Origin of the sequence: Acetivibrio ethanolgignens (genome assembly GCF_001461035.1) — a bacterium.
GTDB lineage: Bacteria > Bacillota > Clostridia > Lachnospirales > Lachnospiraceae > Velocimicrobium > Velocimicrobium ethanolgignens.
This window is the reverse complement of record NZ_LNAM01000049.1, coordinates 263-2,910: the sequence shown is the minus strand read 5'-3', so window position 1 is coordinate 2,910 and position 2,648 is coordinate 263. Positions and strand designations below refer to the sequence as shown.

3 protein-coding genes are annotated in these 2,648 nt (G+C 39.0%); all 3 read right to left on the bottom strand.

Going from position 1 to position 2,648, the window contains the following annotated elements; all coding sequences use genetic code 11:
* Nucleotides 1–41 precede the first annotated feature (41 nt).
* Entirely contained in the window at nt 42–665 is a 624-nt protein-coding gene (locus tag ASU35_RS03670; protein WP_058351711.1) for an accessory gene regulator B family protein, read from the bottom strand.
* A 249-nt stretch (nt 666–914) separates the two neighbouring features.
* On the bottom strand, nt 915–1,169 hold the full coding sequence (locus ASU35_RS03665) for a helix-turn-helix domain-containing protein (RefSeq protein ID WP_058351710.1): 255 nt from the start codon (nt 1,167–1,169) through the stop codon (nt 915–917).
* Nucleotides 1,170–1,177: 8 nt separating this feature from the next.
* Nucleotides 1,178–2,648: type IV secretory system conjugative DNA transfer family protein (locus tag ASU35_RS03660; protein WP_242861192.1), on the bottom strand; the 1,471-nt coding region annotated here is incomplete at its 5' end.

Sequence of the window (2,648 nt, the reverse complement as noted above, 5' to 3'; positions counted from 1 at the left end):
GTAAATGGCTATAAATTTTTTAAAATTAATGCGAAAAGTTTTTATTCCTCAAAGCTGTACTCTTGATTTTTTCTAAAAATAACTCTTTTAGAAAGTGAAATTTTCGCTATTTCCAATAATAACATAACACTTTGTGTTATATACGCAAACATAATACTAAATTCCAATTGCTTGTTATCCCAAAGTATTGTTGCTAATATTGTTATTAGATGAAGCACTAACATTACCTTTATTTTTTTTCTATAAATCAGCCTCTCTTCATGACTAATTTTTTTCTTCTCCGTTTCTATTGGCGCCAAAAAAAATACACAAATCATATTAAAAAAACATATTATCAACATTCTTTCGCTTGATATGAGATTGACTATATTTTCTATACAATACACTTGCAATAACAATATTGCATTTGATATTATTGTACATTTCCAAATTTTATTTGCATGCCATCCTCCACAAAAACTTCTTAGCGGAATATAAACGCACAAAAAAAACATTATCTCCTTTGTTTTCAAAAATACAATTCCTATTATTAAGGCTATCACTAAATTTAAAACAACTTCACACAATAAAATATATCCATATCTATATATCTGCTCATCTTCATTTGTTATTATTTCGTTTTGAGATTGTTTATTTATTAGTGTCTCTACTATTTTATTAGTCATATAGATTCTACCTCTTTAGTTTTTGAGCAATTTAACATAATTCATAACATGAATTGTGCAAATGTCCTAAATTTGACAATCTATGTCCCAATTTCGTTTTTAAGCCTATTTATATCTTCACTATACTTTGATTCTGTAATATATATTTTATCTTTTCTCTGTCCTAATCCTTAAAGTGAAAAGTTCCCTGCATAGGTCATGGTGAACCATACCATAGTTCACCTAACCTACGCAGTATCCCCTTTGTGCTTACTTTATTATTTCAAACAGCAGACTGCTTCTGCCTCCATTATCACGCCAGCGCTGTTTCTTGCGTATAAATCCGTTCTCCTCCAAATCGCTGATGGCACGTTTTATGGTGCTGACAGACAAATGCAGTTCCCTGGCAATGGTACCGATTGCCGGATAGCAGATGCCTTCCTTATTTGCACGATCCTTTAGGTACAGATATACCGCCACAGCCCTATGGGGCAGTTCTGCTTCATATATTTCTTTTTTGCTCAACTAATCACCTAATCCTCTGTTCTGAGAGCCTGTCTGACCTTTGCCACCGTTTCATTCATCTGGGACTGCAGCATGCCACCACTTCTGGATGCAGTGCCTTGTTCCGTGCTTTCCGGCTCCTCATCCACACAGCACATATATCTGCGGATAATCTCTTCTTCAATCTCCTGCTTGTCTGCATAGGCTACCTTTCTCGCTGACTTTTCCTCAATCTCATATGGTTCCTCAAAGGTAATACCCCACTTTAGGAACAGCTTCAGCTTGGTTCTCATGGGATGGCTGCCTGTTTTTGACACAATAAAGTTTCCTTTTGGCAGGGACTTTAACTCATCCGGTGTCATTAATGGTCTTTGTATCATCTGGAGGGACTGGCTGGGATCATTCTTTCCCCTGCTGATGGAGCCGGACATGACCGTCTTGTTTCCAAGGCTCTTGGACAGTACCTCTGCGGATTCTGAGTTCGGTGCAAATCCACCGAAGATGGTATCCTGACAGTTATCGATGATAATCTCTGCCCCTTCCTTTCCGTAGTTCTTATTAAGCTGTGCAAAGGACTGTATCATAGGTACGATACTTACCCTTCTGGAACGGGATGCCGAGAACATCATCTCCGCACTCTCAATCTTCGGTATGGTTCCGACCTCATCCCAATAGAAAACAACACGGTTGTCCAGCTTCCCTCCGTTCTCATCTGCCACCACAAGGATTTCCCTGTAGAGCTGCTGCAAAATCAGAGAGATAATAAAATACTTGGTATTGTCCTCTTCTGGCATAACCAAAAATACCGCTGTCTTCTGCTTACAAAACATTTCAGCATCGATAGCGGTATCAAAGCACAGTATCTGCTCCAGTTCAGAATCGAGGAAAGAGTTTAGTCTGGAGAGTGCTGTGGAAAGAACAGACTGCATGGACTGCTCTGCGGTATTCAAAGCTGCCCCGGCAAACCATTTGGCTTTGTGGGTATCCGGAAGCTTTGCCATAAGCAACTGAAACTGATTTCTTCCTTTTACCTTGGATGGCGCCAGTAAATCCTGAATCAGTTTAAATACACTAATGATGTGTCTTTTCTCCTTGGGACAGAATTCTGCTATTAACAGGATGACTGCGGTCAGCACACCTTCTGCGGCATCATAGAAGAATGCATTTTGTCCGTAGCTGGCACTGTCGGCTCCCCCAGAGGATATGATTGTCTTGGCAGTAATCTTTGCATACTTTTCTGCCTTTGCCTTGGCACTTAAGTTGTTATGATCTGCCAGATACTCATCCATGTACTTGTTTACCAAATGGAGCATATTATCGCCATCACTTCTAGTTGGGTTTCTTAAGTCAATGACTGCGGTGTGGTACCCATAGTATTTCTTGGCGATGCCTGCATAGTTTCGGTAAAGGTCACCCTTGGTATCCGTAGTCAGAAAACTCCTATAAATGGTACAATATATATGTACAAAAAATCCAAAATAAAAATGTACAAATGCTATA

Bases quoted from the DNA above. Each gene is read 5' to 3' on its own strand.
- ASU35_RS03670 (WP_058351711.1), bottom strand. From the start codon at position 665: ATGACTAATAAAATAGTAGAGACACTAATAAATAAACAATCTCAAAAC.